This window comes from Synechococcus sp. SYN20, assembly GCF_014279555.1.
In the GTDB taxonomy this organism is placed as follows: Bacteria; Cyanobacteriota; Cyanobacteriia; order PCC-6307; family Cyanobiaceae; genus Synechococcus_C.
The window spans coordinates 233,210-253,537 of the sequence record NZ_CP047959.1 but is presented as its reverse complement, the minus strand read 5'-3'; the positions used below and the strand labels follow the sequence as shown (position 1 = coordinate 253,537).

20 protein-coding genes, 1 tRNA gene and 1 other RNA gene are annotated in these 20,328 nt (G+C 57.6%); 10 read left to right on the top strand and 12 right to left on the bottom strand.

All coding sequences use genetic code 11. The features are described from left to right. Positions 1-83 precede the first annotated feature (83 nt). The 4 genes from SynSYN20_RS01280 to SynSYN20_RS01265 all read right to left on the bottom strand — a co-directional run bounded on the left by SynSYN20_RS01280 (position 84) and on the right by SynSYN20_RS01265 (position 3,654). Positions 84-1,259, bottom strand: coding sequence for a hypothetical protein (locus tag SynSYN20_RS01280; RefSeq protein ID WP_222929746.1), 1,176 nt, complete (start codon positions 1,257-1,259; stop codon positions 84-86). 44 nt (positions 1,260-1,303) lie between these two features. Beyond that, entirely contained in the window at positions 1,304-2,404 is a 1,101-nt protein-coding gene (locus SynSYN20_RS01275) for a glycosyltransferase (protein WP_186524417.1), read from the bottom strand. Further along, positions 2,405-3,118 carry a heme oxygenase (biliverdin-producing) gene (locus SynSYN20_RS01270; protein WP_186524416.1) on the bottom strand — a complete coding sequence of 238 codons (714 nt, stop codon included), beginning with the start codon at positions 3,116-3,118 and terminating at the stop codon, positions 2,405-2,407. 74 nt (positions 3,119-3,192) lie between these two features. Continuing rightward, positions 3,193-3,654 (bottom strand): hypothetical protein, encoded by a 462-nt coding sequence (locus SynSYN20_RS01265; protein WP_186525364.1) that lies wholly within the window; start codon positions 3,652-3,654, stop codon positions 3,193-3,195. Between the two features lie 43 nt (positions 3,655-3,697). Between SynSYN20_RS01265 and SynSYN20_RS14390 the strand changes: the two genes are divergently transcribed. Together SynSYN20_RS14390 and SynSYN20_RS14385 are read left to right on the top strand one after the other, a co-directional pair. After that, the gene (locus SynSYN20_RS14390) at positions 3,698-4,150 is read left to right on the top strand and encodes a GtrA family protein (RefSeq protein WP_255476322.1); all 453 of its coding nucleotides are present in this window, start codon (positions 3,698-3,700) and stop codon (positions 4,148-4,150) included. A 63-nt stretch (positions 4,151-4,213) separates the two neighbouring features. Continuing rightward, complete coding sequence (locus SynSYN20_RS14385; RefSeq protein WP_255476321.1) at positions 4,214-4,555, top strand: hypothetical protein; 342 nt, start codon at positions 4,214-4,216, stop codon at positions 4,553-4,555. A 218-nt stretch (positions 4,556-4,773) separates the two neighbouring features. Here the strand turns inward: SynSYN20_RS14385 and SynSYN20_RS01255 are convergent, their stop codons facing one another. After that, positions 4,774-5,727 carry a glycosyltransferase family 2 protein gene (locus SynSYN20_RS01255; protein ID WP_186524415.1) on the bottom strand — a complete coding sequence of 318 codons (954 nt, stop codon included), beginning with the start codon at positions 5,725-5,727 and terminating at the stop codon, positions 4,774-4,776. 95 nt (positions 5,728-5,822) lie between these two features. Here SynSYN20_RS01255 and SynSYN20_RS01250 point away from each other — a divergent pair, with 95 nt between their 5' ends. After that, a complete protein-coding gene (locus SynSYN20_RS01250; RefSeq protein ID WP_186524414.1) occupies positions 5,823-7,247 on the top strand; it encodes an NADP-dependent isocitrate dehydrogenase in 1,425 nt (474 codons plus the stop codon). A 34-nt stretch (positions 7,248-7,281) separates the two neighbouring features. Continuing rightward, positions 7,282-8,556, top strand: coding sequence for a (Fe-S)-binding protein (locus SynSYN20_RS01245; protein WP_186524413.1), 1,275 nt, complete (start codon positions 7,282-7,284; stop codon positions 8,554-8,556). On the opposite strand, the gene SynSYN20_RS01240 is transcribed toward SynSYN20_RS01245, so the two are convergent. Further along, positions 8,553-9,926, bottom strand: coding sequence for a four-carbon acid sugar kinase family protein (locus SynSYN20_RS01240; protein WP_186524412.1), 1,374 nt, complete (start codon positions 9,924-9,926; stop codon positions 8,553-8,555). The two genes, SynSYN20_RS01245 and SynSYN20_RS01240, sit on opposite strands and share 4 nt — an antisense overlap. A 41-nt stretch (positions 9,927-9,967) precedes the next feature. Here SynSYN20_RS01240 and SynSYN20_RS01235 point away from each other — a divergent pair, with 41 nt between their 5' ends. Next, a complete protein-coding gene (locus SynSYN20_RS01235) occupies positions 9,968-11,200 on the top strand; it encodes an FAD-binding oxidoreductase (RefSeq protein WP_255476320.1) in 1,233 nt (410 codons plus the stop codon). Here SynSYN20_RS01235 and SynSYN20_RS01230 read toward each other — a convergent pair. Continuing rightward, positions 11,175-12,035 carry a galactose mutarotase gene (locus tag SynSYN20_RS01230; protein WP_186524411.1) on the bottom strand — a complete coding sequence of 287 codons (861 nt, stop codon included), beginning with the start codon at positions 12,033-12,035 and terminating at the stop codon, positions 11,175-11,177. The two genes, SynSYN20_RS01235 and SynSYN20_RS01230, sit on opposite strands and share 26 nt — an antisense overlap. Positions 12,036-12,091: 56 nt before the next feature. Then, positions 12,092-12,958 carry an alpha/beta fold hydrolase gene (locus SynSYN20_RS01225; RefSeq protein ID WP_255476404.1) on the bottom strand — a complete coding sequence of 289 codons (867 nt, stop codon included), beginning with the start codon at positions 12,956-12,958 and terminating at the stop codon, positions 12,092-12,094. Between the two features lie 126 nt (positions 12,959-13,084). Here SynSYN20_RS01225 and SynSYN20_RS01220 point away from each other — a divergent pair, with 126 nt between their 5' ends. After that, positions 13,085-13,399 carry a hypothetical protein gene (locus SynSYN20_RS01220; RefSeq protein WP_186524409.1) on the top strand — a complete coding sequence of 105 codons (315 nt, stop codon included), beginning with the start codon at positions 13,085-13,087 and terminating at the stop codon, positions 13,397-13,399. Here the strand turns inward: SynSYN20_RS01220 and SynSYN20_RS01215 are convergent. Beyond that, positions 13,396-14,790 carry a cation:proton antiporter gene (locus SynSYN20_RS01215; RefSeq protein ID WP_186525362.1) on the bottom strand — a complete coding sequence of 465 codons (1,395 nt, stop codon included), beginning with the start codon at positions 14,788-14,790 and terminating at the stop codon, positions 13,396-13,398. The genes SynSYN20_RS01220 and SynSYN20_RS01215 overlap by 4 nt on opposite strands. Positions 14,791-14,981: 191 nt before the next feature. On the opposite strand from SynSYN20_RS01215, the gene SynSYN20_RS01210 reads away from it, so the two are divergent. Then, entirely contained in the window at positions 14,982-17,504 is a 2,523-nt protein-coding gene (locus SynSYN20_RS01210) for a glycogen/starch/alpha-glucan phosphorylase (protein ID WP_186524408.1), read from the top strand. Between the two features lie 83 nt (positions 17,505-17,587). Here SynSYN20_RS01210 and SynSYN20_RS01205 read toward each other — a convergent pair whose 3' ends face one another. Together SynSYN20_RS01205 and SynSYN20_RS01200 are read right to left on the bottom strand one after the other, a co-directional pair. Beyond that, complete coding sequence (locus tag SynSYN20_RS01205) at positions 17,588-18,043, bottom strand: hypothetical protein (protein ID WP_186524407.1); 456 nt, start codon at positions 18,041-18,043, stop codon at positions 17,588-17,590. 36 nt (positions 18,044-18,079) lie between these two features. After that, positions 18,080-18,433, bottom strand: a complete 354-nt coding sequence (locus SynSYN20_RS01200; protein ID WP_186524406.1) for a hypothetical protein — start codon at positions 18,431-18,433, stop codon at positions 18,080-18,082. A 141-nt stretch (positions 18,434-18,574) separates the two neighbouring features. Between SynSYN20_RS01200 and mscL the strand changes: the two genes are divergently transcribed. Beyond that, positions 18,575-18,958, top strand: coding sequence for a large conductance mechanosensitive channel protein MscL (mscL, locus tag SynSYN20_RS01195; protein ID WP_186524405.1), 384 nt, complete (start codon positions 18,575-18,577; stop codon positions 18,956-18,958). A gap of 36 nt (positions 18,959-18,994) precedes the next feature. Here mscL and SynSYN20_RS01190 read toward each other — a convergent pair. Next, positions 18,995-19,068, bottom strand: a tRNA-Arg gene (locus SynSYN20_RS01190). 22 nt (positions 19,069-19,090) lie between these two features. Here SynSYN20_RS01190 and rnpB point away from each other — a divergent pair. Further along, an RNA gene (gene rnpB / locus SynSYN20_RS01185) (RNase P RNA component class A) lies at positions 19,091-19,481 on the top strand. A gap of 81 nt (positions 19,482-19,562) precedes the next feature. Continuing rightward, a complete protein-coding gene (gene rnc, locus SynSYN20_RS01180; RefSeq protein ID WP_186524404.1) occupies positions 19,563-20,327 on the top strand; it encodes a ribonuclease III in 765 nt (254 codons plus the stop codon). The last annotated feature ends 1 nt before the right edge of the window (position 20,328 follow it).

The following is a 20,328-nucleotide window of genomic DNA, read 5'->3' as shown; positions in this document are numbered from 1 at the left end:
ACTATTTCTGACAATTTAGGCTCGGCGGATTCTAGTGACAGGACTAAGGGGGTCAGCCAGACAACCGATCGACCACTTCGCAGCTAGTCGTATCGGATCAACCAAGGCAAACGGTCCGGAATACAAAGAAAATCATCATCATCACCACAATTCAGCCCATTGGGCATCCACACCTGCTTTGCCCAAAACAGAAGACCGTTCAACAGCAATGGCAGCAACAGCCAAAGCGACTGGTAATGGCGAAACCATTGCAAAACAATTAACAATAAAAACAAGCCAACAACATCTGCAAAGCGAAAGGTGATCTGAGGAAGAACGCGCCAAACAATGCTCAACTGAATCAAACCGTAGACAACAACAAAAAAGCTCAAGAGCTGGCTCCAGCGACAACAAACAAATTGCTTCAGGCCAATCCCCTTACGAAAACAAGTCACCAGGACACCCGCGAGCATTGCCATTTCCCCCCGAAGTACCACTGGCTTGACCGGATAGGAACTAAAAAAGCTGTTTTGGTATGCGTAAGTCACCACCTTGCTTTGTATTGCAGGCAGCAACAACGTGACCGAAAACACTGCTGCTAATAAAAGAACGATGATCCATGCGGATTTAATCCGAAATCGTTGGGAGCCAAATTCACGAATGGCTCCAGCCTGAGGCAATGCCATGGGCAAGACGGCCAAGCCCAAGGTCGGAACAGCTGCAAGATGAACAGTAAGGGATACTCCCGCTGAAGCCATCACGGCCAAAACCTGACGACGCATCACACCAACAGCCGTGAGAAAAAGCGGCACTGCCAATATCGCAGCCAAAGCCTGCCGTGTATGTGCATTTTGCAAAAAACCGCGCAACATGGGGCTTGTGATGATGAGAAGCGCAAACCAACCACCCCAAGCCTGAACCCCCCAGGCCCTTGCTAAAACAACTCCGAGCAAGGCGTATAAAGCGGCGACCAAACCGTGGACAAAGGCCATCCGATAAGGAAGAGCAACCACAACCGGAGCCAACAACCACCAAAACGGCTCAGCCGGCAAACGTTCTCTTAACGCAACCGACGTAAGCAAAGGGTCCAGAAAGTGATTGAGCTTTGTGATGTCGCTCGTTCCCCAGCACCCCAAAGTGAAAAACAATGTTGTCGATACCATCAGCAGCATTACTCCAATCCACCAAGCTCGGATTCGACGACTCCCTGCAACACTCATGCCAATAGAGGCAAGCAGCTGAATGGCGAATAACGACCCCATTAGCACTGGGGCCTCCATGACTTGGTCAATGCGAAATGGTGACTCCGTTGGAAACGGCATTATCAACGTTGAGTTAAAACTGGACGAGCTTTAGAGATAACTGCACGCATTACTCTCTCCCAGTACAACCACCAAGTTGGTTTAGAGCTGAGGAGTTGGGATGAAGGGCTCATACCACCTGCATCTGAGCAGGTCTGAAGTTGATCCAGAACAGTTTGCCATCGCTTCTCCATGACAACTTCTGAACCAAGCCCAATCAATGTCTCCAACTCTTGAATTGGTGCTTGCCATCGCTGCGGAGTCGCTACCGCCTCAGTAATCCGCTGTACGTCATAACGAAGGCTGCCACAACCAATCTGGTGAGCCATCACGCCTGGGGTCAATGTATCAACAAGAGCATGATTGAAGCTGCTAAAAACAACACAACCACAGGCCATAGCCTCCAGTGGTGGAAGCCCAAAGCCCTCACTGACTCCGCGACCACGCCAGTATTCTGCTGAGTCGTATAAATAAACGCTAGAGCTGTTGAATAGACCTACGAGATCATCAATCCAGCCGCTTTGAACCTCCACACGTAATCCTTGTTGCTTTAGAGCAGGCACCAATTGATTGAGCACATAAGGGCTGCTTTTACGCCTCTGAACCAAAACATCAATGGAACGCTGCGTACTAACGGCAGAACCTTGATTGGAGCGAGGGCGTGCTCCACGCGCCAACCATTGGGGCTCCAGTCCGTTAGGGATAAGAAACAGAGGATTGCGCGGAGCACGGTCACCCCAATACCCAAGGGTGTTGCGGCTGACGGCAATCACCGGAACACCTGGAGGAAGGTCAAATCCATACCCACTGCTATGCGCCTGATAAGCGACAGGTCTTCCCTTCAATTTTTTAATCAACTTGGGCACGTCAAACCCCCAGCTCACCAGCCACAGAGCCTCCCCGGGTGCATCTTCTTGATGAAGGAGATCGTCAAGAAACAGATGGGATTGCTCACGATCTCGATAGGTCACAACCTCCGTAGCGCGCAGCTGCGACAACAAACGGGCCGTTTGCAGCGCAACGCTCAATCCTCCACAACGAAATCGGGGCCCGGTGCCTGGAACCAGAACCCGAATCGGAGTGAGCGATCGTGAGGAGTCTTGAATGCCGTCCTCGCTGAACACCTAGGCCACAACAGCCTCAGTGCTTCCAGTCCGCTCACGGCGCGTGAGAAAACCAAACAGAACCTTGCCGATGGCGGCAACAAGATTGCCCTCAAGCTCCTGAAACATTTTCATGTTCAGGTGAAAGGCCTGATTGGCCTCTTCGACGATGCGATCAGCTGTGGACTGGTCGATGGGCAAGGCATCCATCGCCGAGCGATAGGTGGTTTTAAAGGCTTTTTCGTCCGCGATTTCAGGAAAAACGTAGAAGTGCAATCCATCATCGGTGGGGTTATTCATCGCCTTCTGAGCAATGTTCTTGAGAATCTGGCCGCCGGAGAGGTCACCCAGGTAGCGGGTGTAGTGATGACCCACCAGCAACTCAGGTGCCGTCTGAGCGACTTCACGAATCCGAGCCACATACTCCGTTGCGGCAGGAGAGGCTTCGATCTGTTGACGCCACTCAGGGCCGAAATAGAAAGCGAGGTCTTCCTCGAGGGCTTTGACGCGATCGAGCTGCTCAAAGGCAATCGGGGCCAACACGGGGTGATCCTTAAGTCGATGCATCTCCTCTTCCATGGCTTCGTAGACAAAAAAGAGATCTGCCACCAACTTGCGATAGCTCAGTTTGTCCACCACACCCTTCAGGAAGCAGCTCACGAAGCCGGTGTTCTCGGCCATGGTGTGTGACTTTTTCGTTCCTTCCCTGAGCTGAGTAGCCAAAGCGACGGACATACGAGTGAAAAACGAAGCGATTGAACGACCTTAAATTCAGTTTCCTAAAGATGGCTCTGATCAGTTGCGAAGGGTTAAGAACTGGTGCCATTAAGCACACCCTGTTCGAACACTTCAAACAACTCTCGACAGATCAGTTGCAGCTGCTCCACCTGATCCCGTTGGGGTAGATGGGGACCAGCCGGCAACCAATCACCCACCGTTGCCAAACGCCAGCGTTCGCCATCAAAAGTCATGCCACGCATGACCACGCCAAGAAGCGATGGGCAAAACGAGGCCATCTCTCCCTCCTCTGGCTTGAGCCGTAATTGCAGCAACAAGCTGCGGCACTGCAGCCGCGGGCTCCATCCTGGGAAATCGAAGGCCAAATCCAAGGTTGTGCCCTCATCCCAATGGCGGGTGCAGGAGTCATCACGCCAGGGGCTCAAATTCGGCTGAGCCGCAGGGAACTGCCGCCGAACCAGCGTGATGCTGGAGGCCAAGGACTGGGCCAAGGCCACGCTATGGACCGCCGTCGCCGCATTCACTGGGTTCATCTCCGCTGGCCTCAGGGTGCAGGGTTCCCAGAGCTTGCGCCAGATGCCGTTACGGTTCATTCATACCAACACCAAACCCCTGGCATCTCCCCTCATTCGGATCAGTCTTTACGGACTCGTCGGCATTGGTGCCGCGATCGTTCATGCCGGTGTCTTGCTTGGTTTGAGTTTGCTGATGCCGCTATGGGCGGCGAATCCGTCGGCCTTTTTGGCGGCCTCGATCGCTAGTTACCTGGGTCATGCCCGCTACACCTTCAGGCCTGAAACCGGGGGACAAAGATTTGCGCGGCGCTGGCTTGTTATTCAATACGCGGTCAATCTTTCCGTCTGCGGCGTGCTGCCGCTCGTTCTTCCAGAGGTGGTCCCTAATGGGATCCGACTGGGGATTTTGGTATTCATACCAACGGTTCTCAATGCTCTGATCTGGTCGAAGGCCGCTCGCTTCAGTGCAAAGCAGCGAAACAAACAGCAACCGACCACGGATGCATCCAGATGATCTCAGCCTCAGCGAATCCATCAACAACGCCAGCTTTCTGTTGCAGGGCCAGTCTCAGAGGGGGTGACGGCCTGGACAGCACTCCAAGCCGAGCAGCCAGATCTTGAGCTTTGTCTCCACCTTTGCTTAACCGAGGCGCCTTGCACCGCCCTCGCCTCCGTGATTCCCGATCTCGTCAATCAAGACGCCCATCTCAAGCTTTCATTTGAAGCCTGGCTTTCGCTCTCGCTGTTACCCGCCATGCACCCGCGGCGACGGCGCATCACCCGTCAACTCCACCAAGAGGTTCAGGCGCAAATGGCACGCTTCCGCCAACTCTGCGGCGCTGCTCAAATGGACCGTGCTGAAGGTTCTCAGACGCCGAGCTCAGCGAAAGCAACAACGCCTTGGCATTGCCAGCAGTAGCGGGTTTGTCGGTGTGCTGTTCACCTGACAGATGGCAGGCCCATTACAACGAGCAGCCCACCAAACCCTTTAGACGGTACCCGCTCGAACGAATCGAACCCCACCACTCCTGCTCGCCCACCGCGAAGATCGCTTACGCGCAATCTCACGGATGCAGGCTTCTCTACATCACAACCCTTTGCCGCGTCTTCGTGGCGGCAACGCGAATGGCAAGCGCTTCAGGAGTTGTGAATCGCTCGGATGAAGTAGTGGGGACGCCCCTTTACCTCCACATAAATCCGGCCGATGTAATTACCGAGCACACCGATTCCGATCAACTGAATGCCGCCTAAGAACAGCACTGCAGTCATTAACGATGCATAGCCAGGCAAGTCGATGCCAAACAGAACTGTCCGCAGCGCAATCATGGACGCATACAGCAAGCTCACCAGAGAAACCACTACACCTAGTGCAGTCCAAACCTGCAAGGGGATCGCCGAAAACGAGAAGATCCCATCAATAGCGTAAGTAAATAACTTGAAAGGGCTCCAAGCCGTTTGGCCCGCCAATCGAGTCACTCGTTGATAGGGCACTTCGACACTGCGAAATCCAGTCCATGGCAAAAGTCCTTTAAAAAAGCGACTTGACTCCCGCATCGTGATCAACGCTTCGACAGCGAAGGCATTGAGCAAAATCAACTGATCACCAGCACCATCGCGCAGCTGAATCGTGTCTACCAGAGCGTTAAACACTCGATAAAACCATGAGGCGCTGGCAATCTTCAAAAACGACTCTTGATCACTATCGTCACGAACGGCTGAAACCACTTCAGCCCCATCATGCCAATGCTCCACCATCGTTTGAATCAATTCCGGTGGATGCTGAAGGTCGGAATCAATCAAAACGGCAGCCCCGCAATGGCCATTCACATGGTCAAGGCCAGCAAGCATTGCTGCTTCTTTGCCGAAATTACGCGTGAGTTCCAACAGGGTTACTGGCGCCGGATCACCAAGCTTTTGTTGCCGCTGTTGCCAGGCACAAATGTGAGCCACAGTGTCATCCCGAGATCCGTCATCGATCAATACCAACCGTTCCACCTCCGATACCGCCAAAACGCGCTCGATGAATTGGCTGATCACGGCCTGCTCATTGAAACAAGCAGCCACCACCCAAACACCACTTGGTTTCTCCATGGCACGCGCACGAGGCGATTAAGGCGAACTTTAAGAAACACCCACTAAGTCATAAGCTCGCCCAATCCAAAATGCCGCCAGGCAGCGCCCCCTCCATGGCTCAGTTTGAGAAGCTCACCGCCCCAATCAAGGGCACCCCAATCCGCTTCGAAAACGGCCAACCCGTCGTTGCGAACGATCCGATCATTCCTTTCATTCGCGGCGACGGCACCGGAGTGGACATCTGGCCCGCCACCCAGAAAGTGCTCGATGCTGCTGTCGCTCAGGCCTACAAAGGCGAGAAAACAATCGAGTGGTTCAAGGTCTATGCCGGTGATGAGGCCTGTGATCTTTACGGCACCTATCAATACCTTCCGGAAGACACCCTTGAAGCGATCCGCAGCTTCGGCGTGGCCATCAAAGGCCCGCTCACCACTCCCGTAGGTGGCGGCATCCGCTCGCTGAATGTCGCCCTGCGACAAATTTTCGATCTCTACTGCTGTGTCCGGCCCTGCAGCTACTACGAAGGCACCCCCAGTCCCCACAAGCGCCCCCAAGACCTTGACGTCATCGTTTATCGAGAAAACACGGAAGACATCTATATGGGAATTGAGTGGGAAGCCAACGATCCGATCGGCCAAGAGCTGCGCAAGCATCTCAATGAGGTGGTCATCCCTGCCAACGGCAAGCTTGGCAAGCGGCAAATCCCGGAGGGATCCGGCATCGGGATCAAACCGGTGAGCAAGCACGGCAGCCAGCGCCACATCCGCAAAGCGATCCAACACGCCCTGCGCCTGGAAGGGAACAAGCGTCACGTGACGCTGGTGCACAAAGGCAACATCATGAAATTCACAGAAGGCGCATTCCGCGACTGGGGCTATGAGCTAGCCACCACTGAATTCCGCGACGTTTGCATCACAGAACGAGAAAGTTGGATTCTCGACAATCTCGACCGGGATCACTCACTCAGCGCCCAGGACAACGCTCGCATGATTGAGCCCGGCTACGACAGCCTGACTCCCGAGAAAAAAGAGACGATCGATTCAGAAGTGCGCGATGTGCTCGCAGCGATTGGCGAAAGCCACGGCTACGGCAAATGGAAAAGCATGGTGCTGGTGGACGACCGCATCGCCGACAGCATCTTTCAGCAGATCCAAACCCGCCCCCAGGAGTATTCGATCCTCGCCACCCTCAACCTCAATGGCGACTACATCTCCGATGCCGCCGCGGCGATGGTGGGCGGTCTTGGCATGGCTCCAGGAGCCAACATCGGTGAAACAGCCGCCATCTTCGAGGCCACCCATGGCACCGCCCCCAAGCACGCAGGACTGGATCGCATCAACCCCGGTTCCGTGATCCTGAGCGGCGTGATGATGCTGGAATTCCTCGGCTGGCAAGAGGCCGCCGACCTGATCACCAAGGGGCTCAGCGCAGCCATCAAGGACAAGCAGGTCACCTATGACCTCGCCCGACTCATGGAACCCAAAGTTGATCCCGTGAGCTGTAGCGGCTTCGCAGACGCCATTATCCAGCGATTCTGAGCACCAACAGGCCGATTCAAGTCAGAATCTGCCTATGGCTTTTGTCGACCCAAGCGACCCCTGCGTTCACTGCGGATTTTGTTTGCCCACTTGCGCCAGCTACCGGGTGCTTGGCACGGAGATGGATTCCCCGCGCGGACGCATCCACACCCTCAAAGCGATTGAGGCTGGAGAGCTGGAGATGGATGCCACGGTGGCCAGCCATTTCGACAGCTGCTTGGGCTGCTTCGCCTGCGTGACCGCCTGTCCATCAGGCGTGCGCTACGACCAGCTCATCGAGGCGACCCGCCCCAAACTCAACCAACCGGAGTTTCGGAGCAGTTGGCAAACCAGTTTCCGGCAGCTGCTGCTGATGGTGCTGCCCTACCCCAACCGCTTGCGTGCTCTGCTGCAGCCCTTGCGCGCCTATGCCGGCACCAGACTCCAGCGATTCACGCGGAAAACAGGTCTTTTACAGCTGATGGGTCCTCAACTGGCAGCGATGGAAGCGCTCTTGCCTCCCTTGCCTCCTGAAGGGTTTACCGATCATTTCCCGCGGGTGAATCCGGCACAAGGCGAGCAACGGGGCCGGGTGGGGTTGGTGCTTGGTTGCGTGCAACGTTGCTTTGATCCAGGGGTGAATGAGGCCACCGTTGCCGTTTTGCAGGCCAATGGCTACGAGGTGGTGATTCCAGCCCATCAAGGCTGCTGCGGGGCGGTGAGTCATCACCAAGGCCAACTCCAACAAACCAAGGAGCTGGCCAGCGCCTTGGTGCAGAGCTTTTCAGAGGAGGCCCTGGATGCCGTGCTGGTGGCTGCCTCCGGCTGCGGGCACACCATGAAGGCCTATGGGGAGCTTCTTAATGGTGCAGGCAACTTCACTGCGCCGGTGTTGGACGTGCATGAATTCCTTGCGCATCAGGGACTGTCTGACTCGTTTCGACAAGCGCTCAGGCCGCTGCCCTGCACGGTGGCTTATCACGACGCCTGCCACATGATCCATGGCCAGGGGATTGCCGCCCAGCCCAGGGACTTGCTGCGTGCCATTCCCCAACTCAGGCTCAGAGAAGCCACAGAAGCCGGAGTGTGTTGCGGGAGTGCCGGCATTTACAACCTGGTACAACCCGACGAGGCCGCAGAACTGGGCCAACTCAAAGCCGACGACCTCAGCAGCACCGGAGCCGAGATTGTGGCCAGCGCCAACATCGGTTGCAGCCTGCAACTGAGGCGTTACCTCCGCCAAGACGGCCCCAAGGTGGAGCACCCGATGGAACTGCTCGCGCGCTCCGCTGGTGTTGGGCCTTTTAGTCCAATGCCAAGCAAGACCTAATGCTCCTCGAACCAACGCCAAGCCTCGGTGAGCGTGTCTGACTTACCGAGATTGCCTGGGAAGGTGATCACCGGCAGCGAATCGCTGGGACCAGTGATGGGGCGCACCAGCGATAAGCCTGGCAAGAGCTGCCCCTCCAGCTGCACAGCCTCGAGGCCAAGCCCCTCCACAAGCAGGGTGCCGGTGGTGATGCCTCCTTTGCTGATCAAATAACCAAGTCGCGGTGCCACACCGGCCAGCAAACGGGCCATCAGGGATGCGAGCTCCATCCCAAAGCGCAACCGCCGCGCCGCCGCCGCACCTGCTCCAAAAGACAATTCACCACGACTCGTAAACAGCACCGGCGTGAGCCCCTCCTCCAGCGCCAGCTCCAGCTGACTGCGCCATTCAGCCTCCAGATCCGGCAGGAGCCAATCAGATGATCCCCCCTCCAGCACCCGGGCGATGCGAGCCACCGGCAACTCAATGCCGCGGCAACGCGCGTTGGCCAGCAGATCTTTCAACTGCTGATCTGCCAAGGCCACGTGGGAGCCCACCACCACCAACCCAGGAAGCGGCTGACCCAAGGGATCCCGGCGACGCAAGCCCACCAGGCCGCTGGCGTCCAGGGGCTGGGGTCCCAAGGGCGATGGACCGGAATCCACCAGGCCATTGAGCAGGCTTGCCGCTGAACGGAACAAGAAACGCTTGCGCCCCTGCAGCCGGCGGATTGCGACTCCGAGCGCCCGGAGATGCTCAGGGTGGGTCGCATCGACGACAACCGATTTGTTCGCGTCTAACGCCTCAAGACAAGCCAAGAGATCCTCCGCTCGCTCTGCCTCCAGCAACGCAAGCGGGATTCGCACCACTGCGTCTGCAGCGATCTGCCCAGCACTCTTTTCTTCGAGCCACTCCGTCAGATCACTGGTGCCATAACCAAACAGGCGATCTTGGGCAAACGCTGTGGTGTGCACCGGCTCTCCATGGAGCAGATGCACCCCGTTCTCGGTGGTGCGCCCTCCTTCGAAGAATGCAGGCACATGCAAGGTGGCATCCACCGCAGCGAAATGCTCCTCCCAGGCCTGCGCCAGCACCTGGGGTTCGAGCACGCCATGACCGCGCAGGGTGGAATCACCACGGCTCACGAGCAGCAGCTCATGCTCCTGAAGGCCTTCAGCGGCCATGGCCAGCACCAGAGCGTCCACAATCTCGCGGTTGCGGAATGCCGCGGCCTCAGGCGTGAGCGCCCGCGTGTTCGCCAACACAAACAGCAACGGCGAGGGATGCCCTAATCCCTTACGCAATGCGGCTTGATCCCAACACAACAACAGCGGGCAACTGTGCACCGTCTGAGAACCGGTGGGATCGTCGTCGATTACGACAATCTTCATGGCACGATCGGTTGTTGTATTGATCTGGCCTGGTTGCTCACGTGCCTGAACAAGGGTTGTCCTCCACAGCGGTACTAGCACCCAAGTCTCTTGAGGAGCTTGGCCAACTCATCGCCGACCTGCATACCGAAGGACGGCCCTGGGTCCCCTCCGGTCTGGGCAGCCGTCTGCACTGGGGCCCTCCTCTCGCCGCAGATTCGGGGCCGGTGCTGAGCATGCGCGAGCTATCTGGAATCATTGATCACGCGGTGGATGACCTCACCATCACCGTGGATGCCGGCATGCCCTTGGCCGACCTTCAGGCAGCCCTGGCCGAGCATCAGCAATGGCTGCCGCTCAACTGGCCCTGGGGCAGCAGCATGGCCTCGCCTGTATCGGCGGGAACGATCGGCGGACTTGTGGCCAGGGGGTTGTCTGGAGGTCTGCGCCAACGTCACTTAGGCGTGCGCGACCAGATCATTGGCATCAGCTTGATCCGCAGCGATGGGGTGAGCGCCCGTGCGGGCGGCAGGGTCGTGAAAAACGTGGCGGGCTATGACCTGATGCGCCTGCTCTGCGGCAGCTGGGGCAGCCTCGCCTTGATCAGCGCGCTCACCTTGCGCGTGCAACCGATTCGTGAACCACGCGGTCAGCTGGTGCTGGACGGTGATGTCAGCCAACTTGAAGCCTTCCGAGCCGCCGTGGTGGGCAGCAGCTTCACCCCCGAATGGATGGATTGGGAGCTGCGCCCGGACCAGGGGCCAAAGATCCTGTTGGGCGTGGCCAGCATCAGTGATGGTGCGGTCGTCGACCAACTCAACCGGCTCGAGACACTCGCCGCCAACCAGGGAGTGAGCAGCGAACGCATGCCGTGGGAGACCCCCATCCCGGAAGGATCTTTTACTCGCGAAGATCCAGCCTGGCTGCTGCGCCTCTGCCTACCGCCCGCGCAGCTCCAGCAGTTGTTCAGCTCGCGCGAATGCACGGCTCTCCAGGGCTGGTCTTGGCAGCTCGCCGCTGGAGCCGGCAGCGGTGAGGCCTGGCAACCCAGCGGTTCTCCCGCACCGGAGTATCAAATAGAAGCACTGAGGCGACGGGTGATGGCGTTAGGGGGTCAGCTCAGCGTGCTGATCCAACCTGGAGCCCAGCCAGGGGCTCTACCCGCCTGGCTGGATGCCCCATCCCGCCCCCTGATTGAAGCCGTGAAGCATCAGTTTGACCCGAAACAACAGCTCTCCAGAGGACGGTTGCCCGGGGTCGCCGTGCCTTTCAACTCACCGCATAGCGGCAGCTGAGCTGGAGACTGTCGCCAGGTGCGAGCTCGAGCTTGCCGTCCCCGGTGATCAGGGACTGACGCGGGCCTGTCCAGGGCTCGAGGCAAACCATCGGGCGAGGGGGCTCGGTCCAGACCACCGTGAGATCCATGGGCGCTTGATGCTGCAGCTGCAAACGCGTTCCCGCAGCCTCATCCACCAAGGTGACCGGTCCAGCAGGGCGGGTGAGAAAGTCCACCCCCTCTGGCAATCGGCTCAATTGGCCTGCAGTTTCAGCCTCTGCCATCACGAGGTGGTTGAGGCACTGGGGTGCCAAACCTTCGAGGCTGGTGCGACTGAGATCGGTCACATTGAAATAGGGATGGAGACCAAAACTGAACGGCATCGACTCGCCGCCCTCATTGGTATTCGCAATCTTGGTGGTGATCTCCAGGGCACCATTCACCGGCCGCACCGCCATCTCCACACGGAAGCGGAACGGGTAGTCCGCACGAGTCTCGTCCGTATCGGTTAAGCACAAACGCACGCCGCTTTGGTCGTCTAGCAGCTCCAGCTGCCAGGGCAAGCCGCGCGCAAAGCCATGCTGCTTGAGGGTGGCGTCACCGCTCTTTAAGGGCAGCCGGTCGCCGGGAAGGTTTCCGCAGATGGGGAAGAGCACTGGAATCCCACCTCGGATGCTCTGCTTTGGATCGGCGTAACGCGTCTGGTCGAAATAAAGAATCTCTCGCCCATTGCAGAGCCATTCCGTGACAATGCCGCCGCGTTCAGGCACCACCCGCAGGCGATCACCAGTTTGGGGATGGACGTATTCCCAGTGGGTATACGGCGTTGACAGTTGACGAAGGGTCATGGCCATGAAACCCGGAGCTTCCTCAGTGTGACCACAGGGCCGTGATCCGCGCAGCCATGGTTTCAATCCTCTTGGAGACTTTTCATGGGTTGGCTTTGCAGGGAACCCAGCCAATCGAGCAAGGCCTTGTTCACCTGATCCGGGACCTCATCATGGGGACAATGGCCAGCTTCTAACACCACTTCATGGGTGTTCTCCGGAGCATGGCGCTGAAAGCTTGCCCGGCGTCCGGCGGCATTGATCCAGGGATCACGGATCCCCCAGAGCAAAAACAGTGGCGATTGAAGCTGGGCAAACAACTCATCGAGAGGTTGACCGCTGGGAATATCAAAGACAGTGCGAAACACCCCAAAAGCACCAGGATCCAGCGACGGAAGACGAATCGCCTCCACCAGGGCGTCGTCGACGTTGGTGCGATCGACATACACCTGATTGAGGGTGCGCCGAATCGTGGAGCGCCGGCGCAAATTCTCAAACAACACCCGTTGCAGCACTGGGCTTTTGAGCAGGGCTGAACCAATCGTTCGGCGAGCGATGGAGCCCCAGCCACTGGGCGACGCGCGCTGTTCATCACTGAAGGGGCCAGCGGCATTGAGAAGCACCACACCCGCCGATTGGTCCTTTAAAGCGGCCCCAGCCGCTAAGGCGGCAAACCCCCCGAGCGAATTTCCAGCAATCACGGTGGGGCGACCGATCCGCTCCTGGACATAGGCCACCAACTGATCGCACCAGAGCGCACCGCCGTAGGTGAGCCCTGCTGGTTTGGCGCTGCGGCCGAAGCCAAGGAGATCAAGTGCATGCACTTCGTATTCGCTTGCCAGCACGGGGATGTTGTGGCGCCAATGGTCGGTAGAAGCGCCAAAACCATGCACAAGCAACAGCGCTGGTCGCGTTTTGGCCTGAGCCGCGGCCTCAGGCTGATCAGGCATCTGGCATAGACCATGCACCGCATGGTTTTCAAACTGCCACCAGGTCTCGCCCACCACTCTCTGTTCGTCGGGCAGCGATGCTAGGCATCCTGTTCATTCCTCCGCAGCGCCGGGCACTTGCCAACGATGGACACTTACGAGATGGGGCCCCTGCTGCAAAGCAGCACGCTCAGCGGAGGCCTGTTTTGGGCGCTTGCCCTCTACCTGCCGCTTAGTGGCCCCCTGCAACGACTGGAGGCAAGCCTTGAGGCAAGCCCCCTCACTGGGGCCTGGCGTCAGGCCGCGTTGGTGATCAGCAGTCTTTTGCTCGCCCTTGCTGTGGGTGTGATCACCCAACTCATCTTGGCCTGGGCGCTCGGTCCAGGCTGGGCCTCCAGCCTGGCCTTAATCACCATTGGCTGGAGTTTGTTTCTCGTGGTGGCCCGCGGGCAAGAGGACTAGATCAAACCAATGGGATCCGCTGCGACATCGCCATCCACCGTGTCGTCGTCATCGGGCTTGTTTCCACCAATCACCAACCTGAGAAGCACCGGTGCCAGGAAGGTGGTGCCGATCACCATCAACAGAATCGCCGCCTCGAGCGACGGAGACAGAAGCTTGGCGCTAGTGCCAAGGCCCAGGAAAATCAAACCCACTTCTCCACGGGGCATCATTCCAAGCCCCACCACCAGGCGGCGGGTGGGTTGCTTGCTCACAAAAGCCCAACCAGAAGCAATCTTGCCGATCACCGCAACCACAAACAGGAAGGCGGCGATGATCAAGGCGGTTCTGCTGGCGGGATCCGACGGGTTAATTACTGACAGATCCATGCCAGCACCAACGAGCACGAAGAAGATCGTGGCGAACAAGGTCACGATCGGCAGCACCGCCTGCTGAATGGCGTGATTGTGCTTTGAGCTGCTGAGGATCAGGCCAGCCGCAAAGGCGCCAAGGGCGGCCTCCAGACCAATCGCTGTAGCTGTAAAGCAACACAGCGCGAGGATTACGAATGAGGCCACCAGCACCTCACCCGGTGCCTTGAGTTTGTCGATCAGCCAGTCGAACGCGGGGGCTGCCGTGCGGCTCAAGCCAATCGCCGCCACAACGAACACAGCGGCGGCCGCCACGAGCTTGAGGATCGGACCAATTTCCAAGCTTCCGCCGGAGGCCAAGGCAATCACCACAGCCAAAATCACGATGCCGAGGATGTCATCGAGAACGGCCGCACCGATCACGATCTGGCCCTCACGGGTTTTCAAATATCCGAGTTCTCCAAACACGCTGGCGGTAATGCCAATGCTGGTGGCGGTCATCGACGCCCCTGCAAAAATCGCCGGAATCGCTTCGACGTGGAAAATGGCCATCAACCCCCACGTCCCCAGGGCGAACGGCAACACCACACCCGCTACAGCCACGGTGAACGCCTGGGTTCCAACGGCGATCAGCTCATCGAGCTCACTCTCTAAACCGGTGAGGAACAGCAGGGCAAACAGACCCAGCTGCGCCACGGATTCCAGCGCTGGGAAACTTTCGTTGTAAAGCTCCGTGACCGATTCGGGGGGCACATTGCCCAGGGAACTGAGCAGGCTGACCAAGCCATTACTGAGCTCCACTTGCGTTTCAGGCGGCACCAAAAGATGCAAACCAGAGGCGCCGATCAGGACACCAGCCAAAAGCTCTCCCAAAATCGTGGGGAGCTGGAGTCGAACCAAAACTTCGCCCAGCGCTCGCGCCGCCACGAAAATCAGCATGAAGCGACCCACCCCAATGAGGGTTTCCGCCATCTCGAGATCGTGGGCAGACAGTTCAGCCATTAGCGGCGTGAGAACGGGTGGCATCGCGGCAGCGAGCATCAGAATCGGCATGTTTTCTCAGCGGGACCATAAGGGCAAACAAGGTGAGTGGCAGCGCATTACGAACGACTGCTTGCTGATGGCAACAAAAGGGACGCCTCGGTCACAGTTCCTGCACCGTTTCAAGCTTTCTTTGCCCAAGTCCACCAAAATGTCCCAATACAAAAAGCAAAAATCATATTTCTCTCTCCATGAGCAGCTCCGAACCCCTCGATCTTCGCCTTCCAACTCCTGGTTGCCACGCTGACCCAGAGCGGGCCGGGTTGGATGCTGATGCCGTGTTCGACGGCATGACAGAGCACCTGTTCTTCACGTTGGGCAAACTTGCACCATCCGCCAGCCGCCATGACCTTTATATGGCCCTGAGCTACGCCGTGCGCGATCGGCTGATGACGCGATACCTGGCCAGTTTGGAGGCAATTCGGGCTCAACCACATAAAACGGTGGCCTACCTTTCAGCAGAATTCCTGATCGGCCCACAACTGGCCAACAATCTGCTCAACCTTGGAATTCAGAACGAAGCGGAAGAAGCCGTGAAACGCTTCGGGATTGAATCCCTTCAGCAGATCATTGAGGTTGAAGAAGAGCCAGGCTTGGGTAATGGCGGACTGGGTCGCTTAGCCGCTTGCTATATGGAATCTCTCGCAAGCCTGCAAATTCCGGCCACGGGCTATGGCATCCGCTACGAATTTGGAATTTTTGACCAACTGATCCGCGATGGCTGGCAGGTTGAGGTCACTGACAAGTGGCTGAAGGGGGGTTGGCCCTGGGAACTGCCCCAACCCGATCAGTCCTGTTTTGTGGGTTTTGGCGGCCGCACGGAGAGCTACCTCGACGACAAAGGCAACTACCGCTCGCGCTGGATCCCGTCGGATCACGCGATTGGTGTGCCCCACGACGTACCGGTACTCGGCTACCGCGTCAACAGTTGCGATCGCCTTCGCCTCTGGCGCGCCGATGCCACAGAAAGTTTCGACTTCTACGCCTTCAATATTGGCGATTACTACGGCGCTGTGGAAGAGAAGGTGGGCAGCGAAACCCTTTCCAAAGTGCTGTACCCGAACGACGGCACCGATGAAGGCCGGCGTCTACGCCTGAAACAGCAGCACTTCTTTGTGAGCTGCTCCCTTCAGGACATGTTGCGCAGCCTCGATAACCGTGGGCTGTCCGTTGACGACTTCCCTGAGTACTGGACTGTTCAGCTCAACGACACCCACCCCGCCATCGCGGTCGCAGAACTGATGCGTCTGCTGATCGATGATCGCCACATGGAATGGGATAAGGCGTGGGACATCACCCGCCGTTCCGTGGCTTACACCAACCACACTCTGCTTCCCGAGGCACTCGAAAAATGGGACCTCAACCTGTTTGGAAGCCTGTTACCCAGGCACCTCGAGCTGATTTACGAAATCAACCGACGCTTCCTGCAGCAGGTGCGCTTGCGCTACCCCGGCAACGAGGCGATTCAGCGCAAGCTTTCAATTATTGATGAGGAGGGGGGTAAGTCGATCCGCATGGCCCACCTCGCCACCATTGGCGCCCACCACGTGAATGGGGTAGCGGCGCTCCACTCCGACTTGGTGCGAGAGCAGCTGATGCCTGAATTCGCAGAGCTCTGGCCCGAAAAATTCACCAACGTGACCAATGGCGTCACACCTAGGCGCTGGGTTGCACTCTCCAATCCTGGACTCGCCTCCCTGCTTGATGAGCATGTGGGCCCCGACTGGGTCACCAACATGGATCTTCTGCGCAAGCTTGAGGATCGCCAAAACGACACTGGCTTCTTAACGCATTGGGAAGACACCAAGCTCTCGGTTAAGCGCAAGCTATCGACTTACATCCACCGCAACACGGGCGTGTTGGTGGATCCATCCAGCCTGTTTGACGTGCAGGTGAAGCGGATCCATGAGTACAAACGCCAGCACCTCAACGCTCTGCAGGTGATCACCCAGTACCTCAGGATCAAAAACGGCCAGGCCGATGGCATGGCACCACGCACGGTGATCTTTGGAGGCAAGGCAGCACCTGGCTATTACATGGCCAAGTTGATCATCCGCTTCATCAACGGCATCGCCGAAACGATCAATGCTGATCCGGATATGGACGGACGACTGCGAGTGGTGTTCCTGGCTGATTACAACGTCAAGCTGGGCGAACAGGTGTATCCCGCGTCTGATCTTTCCGAACAGATCTCCACTGCCGGCAAGGAAGCCTCCGGCACCGGCAACATGAAGTTCGCGATGAATGGAGCACTGACGATTGGCACCCTCGATGGCGCCAACGTGGAAATCCGTGAGCACGTGGGTGCAGAAAACTTCTTCCTCTTCGGCAAAACCGTGGAAGAAATTGCTGCCCTCAAGCAAAGCGGTTACAGGCCTTGGGAAGTGGTGGAGTCAGTTCCTGAGCTCGCTGAGGCCATTCGCTTGGTGGAGATGGGTCACTTCAGCAATGGCGATGGTGAGCTGTTCCGTCCTCTGATCGACAACCTCACGGGGAATGATCCCTTCTTCGTGATGGCTGATTTCGCCGATTACTTGCGCGCTCAAGATGCGGTAAGCCTGGCCTGGACCGATCGCCATCACTGGAACCGGATGTCGGTGTTGAACAGCGCCAGAAGCGGCTTCTTCTCCTCGGATCGTTCGATCCGTGACTACTGCCGTGACATCTGGAAGGTTGAGCCCATGCCGGTAGAGATCACCTGCGATGTGCATTGATTAGTGGCAGGGCAATGCCTTTCAAAAAAAGCCCTCGCGATTCTCGCGAGGGCTTTTTTTGAAAGGCATTGATCTCAGATAGTTCAGCTGCGATCAGGAAGATCAGGGGTTTGGTGCAACAGGCGATTTAAACGCAACCGATCAGCATTCAGGGGGTCTGGGGCGAGCTCACCAGCCAGCTCCCTAAATTTCTGTTCAATATCGTCGGGCACACGCACATCAAAGATGCGCTCCATCAACGCTTCGATGGAAAACAAATGAGCATTGATATTTTCTAGATCAGCCATCGCCTGATGGATTGCATCAGCAGGCTCTTCTCCACCACCCATCGGGGTGGCATGGGTTTGGGCGTCAGCCTCAGGAGTGCCATGTTGCTTTTGGAGATCCTCCAGCACACGACCAGACAAGGTTCGGAAAGCTTGAAGCGCCGCCCAACTCAGCTCCTGCTGCTGACGCAACGTTGGTGACTCTCTGATCAGACGGTCGTGCTCTCGATAGAAGCGTTGACAGTCAGGACACTGACAGGGCTCTTCAGGCAAAGCAGACCCTCAGTTATTGACCATCATCGCACCTAATCAGGCCGCTAGCGGTGGATCCTGATCGAACCCAGACCGATCACCAAGCTGATCACCGAACGGATCTCCTTCCCTGTCCACAACCCCTGGAAGCGGAATCTCGATCGAGCTCACCACATTGAGCGCATCGCGCAAACGCATGGAATCAGCAAACCAACCCATCGCTTGTTCGGTGTCTCCACGACTCTCAGCATCACTGGCCTGATCTTCATGGGCTTCCGCCAAGAGGGCGAGCCAACAGAGGCAACGCGCTTGCACCACAGACAAATCAAGGTCTGTTGGCTGGCTGGCAGCGATGCGCTCGCTTTCCTGCTGAACCAAAAGCCGCAGCCGAAGCTCGTGAAGCTGGGTCATGGAACCGGTTCACACCACCAAAAATAACGAGGGTTGGGCCTCTGGCTACCCCCTCACTCCAAGACAATCGATCCATTTGTTTCCAAGGGCTGATAAAGCTCGCCCTGATGGCTATTCAATAGGAATCAATTCACGCCTTCCATGACTCGCAAGCCTGGTTTATTTGCAGACTTCCAAGCTTTTATCAACAAAGGCAACGTTGTTGATCTCGCCATTGCCGTTGTGATTGCAGGTGCATTCGGCAAGGTCGTTGGCTCTGTTGTGACCTTAGTGATGACCAATGCGCTTGAACCTGCACTCAAGGCAGCCAATGTGGACTCGATCAATGCCTGGCCTGCAGGAACCGTGATTGTTGCGATCATCAATTTCCTCGTGATCGCCTTTGTGTGCTTCTTGATTGTGAAATCAATTGAGGCCTCAAAGCGGAAGCAAGAAGTGATCGAGGAATCAAAGCCTGACCCCCAAGCTCAACTGGCTTCCGCCATCACTCGGCTTACCGACGCTCTAGAGCGCAAGGGTTTCTGAAGGTCCCAAGAGGAGGGAAGCAATGACAGTGAGTCACGGGGCTGGCGGGACTCGAACCCACGACCTACGGTTTAGGAAACCGTCGCTCTATCCGGCTGAGCTACAGCCCCTCAAAGGCCATTATGGGGGTTGAAAGTAGGCGAGGTGATCGCAATGGATGGGTGTTGCCTTCGGGCTGCAGTCATCGATTGAGGAAAGTCCGGGCTCCCCGATGGCCAGGCTTGCTGGGTAATGCCCAGTGCGGGTGACCGTGAGGAGAGTGCCACAGAAACACACCGCCGATGGCCGGTTCCGCCGGCACAGGCAAGGGTGCAAAGGTGCGGTAAGAGCGCACCAGCAGCATCGAGAGGTGCTGGCTCGGTAAACCCCGGCTGGGAGCAAGGCCAAGGAACGACGGGTGGCCATCTTCCCCGTTCCGCCAGAGTGCGCCGCTCGAGGTCGTCGGTAACGGCGATCCCAGATAGATGATCACCCCCCTTCCTTGGAAGGGTGAACAGAACCCGGCTTATGTCCTGCTTTCAACCCTCTTTGTTGCTGTTCCCTCAGGCTGCGTCAACAGGAATGAGCAGCTAAAAACAAGGCATTCGCATCCGAAGGAGTTGCTGTGATCACTCCCGACCGTGAACAGCAACTGCAAGAGCTCTGGCGCCAGCTGGTTGGCGATTCGAGCACTGCCAACCACAAAGAATTGAACCGGGAGCAGTTGGAGCACCTCGACGAAGCCCTCACCCACACCTCCACAGGGCTCGCGCGGCATCACGAACAGCTGGAGTTTCTCGGTGATGCGGTGCTACGACTGGCGGCCTCAGATTTCATCGAATCCGAACACCCGCAAATGCCTGTGGGGGAACGCTCTGCCTTACGGGCACAGCTGGTGAGCGACCGTTGGTTGGCGGAGCTGGGAAGCAAAATCGGCATCGAAGCGCTCATCAAGCTGGGAGCAAAAGCAAGCGGTGATAGAGCAGCTCGCACCACCCTCCGCGCCGAGCACTGCGAAGCCCTGATCGGTGCGCTCTACCGGATCAGCGGCAAGGTGTCTCCCGTGCAGACGTGGCTGACGCCCTATTGGCGGGAAACCAGTGACGATGTGCTCGCCGATCCCCACCGCGGAAATAGCAAGTCGGCGTTGCAGGAATGGACCCAAGCCCAGGGGCTGGGGTTACCGACCTACGCCTGCACCGAAATCAGCCACCGCCATGGCGACCCCAGGCGCTTTCATTGCCAGGTGTTTATCCAAGACCAAAACAGCCCAAGGGCAGAAGCCTGGGGTGGATCGCGGCGCCAAGCGGAGCAGCAGGCAGCCAAAGCGGCGATGCAACAAGCAACTCTTGCAAGCGTTCCATCAAGCTCTCAAACTCAAACCAGCTGAG

Excerpts from the sequence above, each read along its gene's own strand:
- SynSYN20_RS01280 (WP_222929746.1), bottom strand. The coding sequence starts at position 1,259 with ATGGAGGCCCCAGTGCTAATGGGGTCGTTATTCGCCATTCAGCTGCTT.
- SynSYN20_RS01270 (WP_186524416.1), bottom strand. The coding sequence starts at position 3,118 with ATGTCCGTCGCTTTGGCTACTCAGCTCAGGGAAGGAACGAAAAAGTCA.
- SynSYN20_RS01265 (WP_186525364.1), bottom strand. The coding sequence starts at position 3,654 with ATGAACCCAGTGAATGCGGCGACGGCGGTCCATAGCGTGGCCTTGGCC.
- SynSYN20_RS14390 (WP_255476322.1), top strand. The coding sequence starts at position 3,698 with ATGCCGTTACGGTTCATTCATACCAACACCAAACCCCTGGCATCTCCC.
- SynSYN20_RS01255 (WP_186524415.1), bottom strand. The coding sequence starts at position 5,727 with ATGGAGAAACCAAGTGGTGTTTGGGTGGTGGCTGCTTGTTTCAATGAG.
- SynSYN20_RS01250 (WP_186524414.1), top strand. The coding sequence starts at position 5,823 with ATGGCTCAGTTTGAGAAGCTCACCGCCCCAATCAAGGGCACCCCAATC.
- SynSYN20_RS01245 (WP_186524413.1), top strand. The coding sequence starts at position 7,282 with ATGGCTTTTGTCGACCCAAGCGACCCCTGCGTTCACTGCGGATTTTGT.
- SynSYN20_RS01240 (WP_186524412.1), bottom strand. The coding sequence starts at position 9,926 with ATGAAGATTGTCGTAATCGACGACGATCCCACCGGTTCTCAGACGGTG.
- SynSYN20_RS01230 (WP_186524411.1), bottom strand. The coding sequence starts at position 12,035 with ATGGCCATGACCCTTCGTCAACTGTCAACGCCGTATACCCACTGGGAA.
- SynSYN20_RS01225 (WP_255476404.1), bottom strand. The coding sequence starts at position 12,958 with ATGCCTGATCAGCCTGAGGCCGCGGCTCAGGCCAAAACGCGACCAGCG.
- SynSYN20_RS01220 (WP_186524409.1), top strand. The coding sequence starts at position 13,085 with ATGGACACTTACGAGATGGGGCCCCTGCTGCAAAGCAGCACGCTCAGC.
- SynSYN20_RS01215 (WP_186525362.1), bottom strand. The coding sequence starts at position 14,790 with ATGCTCGCTGCCGCGATGCCACCCGTTCTCACGCCGCTAATGGCTGAA.
- SynSYN20_RS01210 (WP_186524408.1), top strand. The coding sequence starts at position 14,982 with ATGAGCAGCTCCGAACCCCTCGATCTTCGCCTTCCAACTCCTGGTTGC.
- SynSYN20_RS01200 (WP_186524406.1), bottom strand. The coding sequence starts at position 18,433 with ATGACCCAGCTTCACGAGCTTCGGCTGCGGCTTTTGGTTCAGCAGGAA.
- mscL (WP_186524405.1), top strand. The coding sequence starts at position 18,575 with ATGACTCGCAAGCCTGGTTTATTTGCAGACTTCCAAGCTTTTATCAAC.